4 protein-coding genes are annotated in these 6662 nt (G+C 62.7%); all 4 read left to right on the top strand.

Features of this window, described 5'->3' with window-relative positions:
* Window positions 1-344 precede the first annotated feature (344 nt).
* Window positions 345-1898, top strand: coding sequence for a glucan biosynthesis protein G (locus tag WD767_04035; protein ID MEX2615247.1), 1554 nt, complete (start codon window positions 345-347; stop codon window positions 1896-1898).
* The gene (gene mdoH, locus WD767_04030) at window positions 1864-4020 is read left to right on the top strand and encodes a glucans biosynthesis glucosyltransferase MdoH (GenBank protein MEX2615246.1); all 2157 of its coding nucleotides are present in this window, start codon (window positions 1864-1866) and stop codon (window positions 4018-4020) included. Before WD767_04035 ends, mdoH begins: the two co-directional genes overlap by 35 nt.
* Window positions 4021-4638: 618 nt before the next feature.
* On the top strand, window positions 4639-5733 hold the full coding sequence (locus WD767_04025) for a PQQ-dependent sugar dehydrogenase (GenBank protein ID MEX2615245.1): 1095 nt from the start codon (window positions 4639-4641) through the stop codon (window positions 5731-5733).
* A 114-nt stretch (window positions 5734-5847) separates the two neighbouring features.
* Window positions 5848-6630 (top strand): PRC-barrel domain-containing protein, encoded by a 783-nt coding sequence (locus WD767_04020; GenBank protein ID MEX2615244.1) that lies wholly within the window; start codon window positions 5848-5850, stop codon window positions 6628-6630.
* Window positions 6631-6662 lie beyond the last annotated feature (32 nt).

Genomic DNA, 6662 nt, shown 5'->3' with positions numbered 1-6662 from the left:
CGGCATTCCGCGCCGAAATCCTCGCACGTTAACGATTCATGATTGTACCCTGGCGAAGTCGGGCAGATTGCAGCGTATCAAAAATAGTGCACTGTCACCGATTTTAAATAGTGCACTGTCACCGGTTTTGGAAATTATAAATAGTGCACTGTCACCGATTTTTGTCACCGATTTTTATGAACTTGCCCGGCATAGACCACCGGTTTCGAGACGGCTGGCGGCGGATCCGGCGGCGTTGCCTTATTTAAGTCCAACCGTTGCCATATGGCCGCTTTATTCGGAACCATATTGCCGGCTTCACGTTCTGGTGCCGGATAAGGATTCCGATCGAAAGTTCAATTACAATGCGCGCCAACGAAAGATTGCTGTGCCGGCGACAGGTCATGGGCGGGCTGGCAGCCGGGCTGTCCCTGATGCTTCCCGGTGCCGGGATGGCGGGGCCGTCGGGCAGGACGGAACCGGCCGCCCGCGACACCGAACCGTTCACCCGCGACACCGTCGTGAATCAGGCCCGTGCGCTGGCATCGCAGCCCTTCCGGCCGCTCGCGGCCCTGCCCGCCGGGCTGCAAGACCTCGACTACGATGCCTATCGCAAAATCCGGTACCGCAAGGATGAAGCCATCTGGGGCCAGGCTCCAACGCCGTTTTCAATCGAGCTCTTTGCGCCTGGCTCGCTGTACAAGCATGGCGTCGATGTTTTCATCGTCGAAGACGGTCGGTCCCGCGCCATCGCCGTGGGGCCGGAAAGTTTCGAGGCGCCGAACCCGGAAATCGGCGCCCTGATCAGCAAGGTGGCGCAATTCGCCGGATTCCGGCTGCATTATCCGCTCAACCGGCCCGACTATCGTGATGAATTCATCGTCTTCCAGGGCGCGAGTTATCTGCGCGCCGTTTCCAAGGGGCAGCACTACGGGCTGTCGGCACGGGGCCTTGCGATCGACGTGGCGGAACCGACGGGTGAGGAGTTTCCGACCTTTCGCCGGTTCTGGATCGAGCGGCCGTCGTCTCGCGCCAACGCCATTGTGGCGCATGCCCTGCTCGACAGTCCCCGTGTTGCCGGCGCCTACCGCTTTGGCATTTATCCCGGCGCGCCGACGACGATCGACGTGGACGCGACGCTGATCCCGCGCGCGCCCCTGACCCATATCGGCCTTGGCGCGCTGACATCCATGTTCATGCATGGCGCCATCGATCCGCCGGACCGGCCGGATTACCGCCCAGCCGTCCATGATTCGCTGGGGCTTGCAATGGTCACCGGGCAGGGGGAACGGTTGTGGCGCCCGCTCGCCAATCCCGCCGCCCTGCAGGTCAGCGCCTTCGTCGACGAGAACCCGAAAGGGTTCGGTCTGATTCAGAGGATCCGTGATTTTTCACAGTTCCAGGATCTTGAGGCGCACTACGACAAGCGGCCGTCGGCATGGGTCGCGCCGCGCGGCGACTGGGGCGCGGGCTTCGTCAACCTCGTGGAAATACCCTCCCCCTTCGAGGGCAACGACAATATCGTTGCCTACTGGCGGCCGAGCCGGCCCCTCGAACCGGGGGTGGCATTTCCCTTTTCCTACCGGCTTACATGGCCGAACGATTATCCGCCGCCGCAGGATATTGCGACGGTCGGCCGCAGCGCCTTCGGTCTCGACCTCGCGAACGGCAAGCAGCAGTACGTCGTCGATTACGGCGCGGCGCCCAATATTGCGGCGGGCGAGGTAACCCCGCATGTCTCGGTTTCGACAGGCCGGCTCCTGGAAACAAGGATCCAGCCGAATCCATCGACCGGCGGGTTCCGGGTTTTCGTGACCTTCGATCCCGGCAGCGCGCCGTTATGCGAAATACGCCTTCAACCCCTTATGAATGGAAACCCGGTCGGTGAAACCTGGCTCAATCGCTGGCTTCGCAGCTGAGACGCTGCTGGATGCGGGTCTCAGCCCGTCGCGGCCGCCGGATGCGCCGCTGGCGATGCCCCGCCAGCCGCTGCACGGGCTGCGCCGGAACTGGCGGCCGGGCGGCAGCGTATGGCGGAAGCTGACCACTGCCGCGGCCCGCCTTCTTCTCGTCGCCGGAACCCTCGGTCTTTCCGGTTATGGCGTGATCGAAATGCATGGCGTCATGGCGACCGGCGGTTTGACGGTCCTGCAATGGGTGTTCCTGGTGTTCTTCGCGCTGAATTTCACCTGGATCAGCCTCGCATTCTGTCAGGCCGTCCTGGGATTCCTGCGGCAGCTCGGGTCCGATCTCGCGTTTGCCCGGCCGCCCGGCGAGGATCCGGTTGCATTCCGCACCGCGATACTGGCGCCGGTATACAACGAAGACGGCGGTTCCGTCGCCGCGCGGCTGTCCGCGATGACGGAAGGCCTGGGACGGCTGGCGCCCGGCCGGTATGCCGTCTTCATCCTCAGCGACAGTAATCGTCCGGCGGCCTGGATCGCCGAAGAGGCCGCATTCGCGCGCCTGATCGCCGGGGCGAGCGACGACTGTCCGATCTATTACCGCCATCGCCGCGACAACACGGAACGCAAGGCTGGCAACATCGCCGACTGGGTCTCGCGCTGGGGCGGCGCCTATGACGCCATGCTGGTGCTGGACGCCGACAGCCTGATCGGGCCGGAAACCATCGTCGAAATGACCCGCCGGCTGGCCGCGGATCCGGGCCTCGGCCTGCTGCAGACCCTGCCGGCGATTGTCCGCGCGCGCAGCCTGTACGCCCGTCTGCAGCAATTCGCCAACCGGTGTTACGGACCGGTCGTCGGCCATGGCCTTGCCGCATGGCATGGCCGCAGCGGAAATTTCTGGGGCCATAACGCCATCATCCGCACGGAGGCCTTCGCCGCCGCGTGCCGGCTGCCAATCCTGGGCGGCAAGCCGCCGTTCGGGGGGCCCGTCCTGAGCCACGATTTCATCGAGGCGGCCCTGCTGGTTCGCGCCGGATGGGGCGTCCGGCTCGACGCGGATCTGCCGGACAGCTTCGAGGAAGCGCCGCCTTCCCTGCAGGACGTGATGGTGCGGGACCGCCGGTGGTGCCAGGGCAACCTGCAGCATGGCCGGTTCGTATTTGCGCGCGGCCTGCGGTTCGTCAGCCGGATGCATCTGCTGAGCGGCATGATGGCCTATCTCAGCGCGCCATTGTGGTTCGGGCTGGTGGCGGTGGGGCTGGTCATCGCGGTGCAGGCAGCCCTTGCGCAGCCGGAATATTTCACCGAACCGTCGCTCTTTCCCACCTGGCCCGTTTTCGACAGCGAGCGCGCCATCGGCCTTTTCGTACTGTCGATTGCCGTGGTGCTCGGTCCCAAGACGCTGGGATGGCTCGGGGTCATGCTCCATCCCCGGCGGTTGTTCCGCTTCGGCGGTCCGCTGGCGCTGACGGCGGGTGTCGTGGCGGAACTGCTGATGTCGGTGCTCTACGCCCCCATCATGATGATGGCGCAGTCCCGGATCGTACGCGAGGTGCTGCTCGGCGGGGACAGCGGCTGGGCGCCCCAGCGGCGCGGCGACGGCAGTATTCCCTTCGCCGATGCGGTGCGGGCGCATCGATGGCACATGGGCGCGGGCGCGGGGCTGGGCCTGCTGGCCTGGACGCTCAACCCCGACCTTTTCCTGTGGATGCTGCCGATAACCGCGGGGCTGGTTCTGGCCGCGCCGCTGTCCTGGATCGGCGGCAGCGTGGGCTGGGGCAACGCGCTGCGCCGCCTCGCCATTCTGCGCACGCCCGAAGAACGGCGTCTGCCCGGGATACTGGCCGCGTATGAGGAAAACCTTGAACGCTTCGCGGTGGAACCGGACGGGCCGCTGCGGCATCTCGTCCGCGACCGGTCGCTGCGCGACTGGCATCTGGCGCAGATCGAGGACCGGACGGAATCCGCTCCGGAACAAATCGACGTACCGGGGGTTCTGGCGCGGACCAAATCGGAGCGTGCCGCGGACCTGGCGGCGCTGGAGAAATGGCTGACGCCGGAAGAAACCATGGCCTTTCTGCAGGACCGGGAACCATTCCTCGCATGGTGCGCCGTCGAAGACGAGCGACGGTGATAAAACGCCGACAGCCCGTTTACCGGCTCAATGGCTGCCGCCCGGAGCGTCAATGGCCGTGCCAGTTCCCCAGGCGATCGACAATCTGAACAATGTCGTCCGTTCAGCGTTCGTTAATCCTGGATCAGGTCGTGTTTGTTTGGAATCGCCTCTGGCGACCCAGCCAACACGTGAAGGTGCTATGGATACATGGGAGAATTAAGAATGTTCAGGTTCATTGGCGGCACGGTCGGTTTCATCTTCCTGGTCGGACTTCTGGTTGTCATCGGGATTCTGATGCTGATCTTCTAGGCATGTCCCGGCTTTAGCTCGACTCTGAAGGTCCGCCCGTTGGCCTGTCCGATGACGCAGAACAATCAGGTCACCGCCGAGCGGTCGCGCCGCGCCCGGACGTTGACGAAGCCCGCTCCCCGAGGGGATGCGGGAGATTTCCTGCTGCAACGGGTACGGGGAACATTCAGCCGTCGGAACGAAATCGAGCATCGTATCGTTATTGTAGCAAAATGCCGCTTACGAACGAAACAATCGGGGTTAACGGATATGAGAACGAATTGGCACGAGGTCCGCGGCGGCTTGTCGCCTGCAAGGGTAGAGATGCGATCGGCGATCGTCATCCTGATGTCCATTATGGGGTTGGCGTGTGCGCCGGCCAGCAGTGTCACCGGCGGCACGGTAATAACCAGCGCGGGATCGGTCGGCACCGAACTTGTCGCGGGCGGACTGGAGCATCCATGGAGCATGGCGTTCATGCCGGATGGCCGGATACTGGTGACCGAACGCCCGGGCCGGTTGCGGATCGTTTCTCAGGATGGCCAGATATCGGCGCCGGTCGCCGGTGTTCCGGAAGTCTATGCCGAGGACCAGGGTGGACTGCTGGATATCGCGCTCGATCCCGAATTTGCGTCGAACCGGCTCATCTACCTTTCCTATGCGGAACCGGGCGAGGGCGGCGCCTCTACCGCGGTTGCCCGCGGTAAATTGAACGATGAGCGTTTGACCGACGTGGCGGTCGTCTTCCGACAGGAACCGAAAGTTTCCGGCGGCAAGCATTTCGGATCGCGAATTGTATTCGCGCCGGATGGCGCCATGTTCATCACGCTGGGCGAACGATTCAAATTCGATCCTGCTCAGGATCTGTCCGATCATCTGGGAACCATCGTCCGAATCAGGCCGGATGGAAACGTACCCGAGGATAATCCATTTGTCGGCGACCGGAACGCAAAGCCGGAAATCTGGTCCTACGGTCATCGCAATGTTCAGGGCGCGGCCATTCATCCGGAGACCGGTGCGCTGTGGATCAGCGAATTAGGGCCGCGCGGCGGCGACGAAATCAACATTCCCGAAGCGGGGAAAAACTATGGCTGGCCGCTGGTAAGCTGGGGTCGCCACTATACATTTATCGACATTCCCGATCCGTCGGAGCGTCCCGATCTTGCGGGATCGGTTTATCACTGGAACCCGGTCGTTTCGCCGTCGGGAATCGCCTTCTATGGCGGCGATGCATTCCCGGACTGGAAAGGGGATCTGCTGATTGCCGGACTGACCGAGCATGCGCTCGTCAGGCTCGACCTCGATGGTGGCAAAGTTGCCAACGAAGAACGTATCCCGATCGGTGAACGCGTGCGCGATGTCGAGCAGGGTCCGGACGGCTACATCTACATACTGATCGACGAGTCCGAAGGCGCCGTTCGACGTCTCCGCCCGCTTCGATGAGGCATTTCGGGAATTGCCGACGGGACCGAAACGGGACCGAAGGGTGCGGTTTCGGAACACGCACCGGACGCCGGCGTTACCATCCCGGAACGTTCACCGACCCAGGAGGATACCATGCCCCGGCAGACATATCTGACCGTTGCGTCGTTGGCGGCCGCGTTGGGCATCGCCTTGACCGCACCGGCATCAGGACAGGAACAGCGCCCCGCAAACGCGTCAGAAAAGACCGCCGCGCGATCTGAAACAGTCGACATTATCGCATTGCGCGACTGGGATTATCAGGCGCTCTATGACAACGGATGGAGCGCAAGGCGCTTGATGGATACCAGTGTGTACGGTCCGGAAGGCGATGAAATCGGCGAAGTGGAGAACATTATTATCGACGAAAATGGCCATGCCCTGGCCATTATCGCGGAAGTCGGCGGATTCTGGGATATTGGCGACACGCATGTTGCCGTGCCATGGGACGAGGTTGGCCGGGAAAACGCCGACCGCGTGACAATCCCCGTCAGGGAGGAGACGGTCGAGGATTATTCGATCTTTCATGTCGTCGGGAACGTGGGTGCGACAAAAAGGGTCGCGGAGGATGTCACCGCCGGCCCACGCAAGTGGAAGGCAACCGAATTGCTTGACGACTATGTCGTCCTCGCCAACGACGAAAACTACGGTTACGTGTCCGACCTGATCTTCGACAATGACGGCGCCGTCAGATCGGTTATCGTCGCGCCAGCGAGCGGCCATGGCTACGTCGGACCCTTTGCCTATCCGTTCTACAGGTATCCGCATGCCTGGAGCCCCGGGCATGAATATTACCGCCTGCCGTATTCGCGGGAGGAAGTCTCGCGGGCCGAACTTTTTGACTACAATAAAATGAACGACAACGGGTTCGGTCGATGATGCCGGATGCCGCTCCCTAAAAAACACATCTT

The sequence above is a fragment of the Alphaproteobacteria bacterium genome (genome assembly GCA_040905865.1).
In the GTDB taxonomy this organism is placed as follows: domain Bacteria; phylum Pseudomonadota; class Alphaproteobacteria; order UBA8366.
This window is presented reverse-complemented; position numbering and strand designations above follow the sequence as displayed.